This window comes from Halorubrum sp. SP3 (genome assembly GCF_005435195.1).
GTDB classification, from domain to species: domain Archaea; phylum Halobacteriota; class Halobacteria; order Halobacteriales; family Haloferacaceae; genus Halorubrum; species Halorubrum sodomense.
The window spans coordinates 1-288 of sequence record NZ_SGTU01000588.1; the positions used below are offsets into that span (position 1 = coordinate 1).

Genomic DNA, 288 nt, shown 5'->3' on the forward strand with positions numbered 1-288 from the left:
GTGTTGTACTCTTTCTCTGCTGGCTCATCAGCTGGGAAGTAGTCCGGCTCCTTTCGGCCAGCCTTCTCGTAAAAGTCACACATGATCTGGCGGACATCCTCAATTGTCCCACCTCCGTCGGTCCAGGGTTTCTCAGTCACCATCCGGCGGGCCACGTAACTGAAGATCGGGTTTTGACGTTCCAACACCTCAGACAGATCTTCTTGTGCTTCCCGGAAGCCAGGGTCCTCTGGATTTGATGGGAACGAGACGTCCATGCTGAGAATCTTCATCCGATTCCGGAACTCC

The 288-nt window shown here is 54.2% G+C and carries 1 pseudogene; it reads right to left on the bottom strand.

Features of this window, described 5'->3' with window-relative positions:
- Window positions 1-288, bottom strand: a pseudogene (locus EXE42_RS17680) (hypothetical protein); the annotation flags it as partial.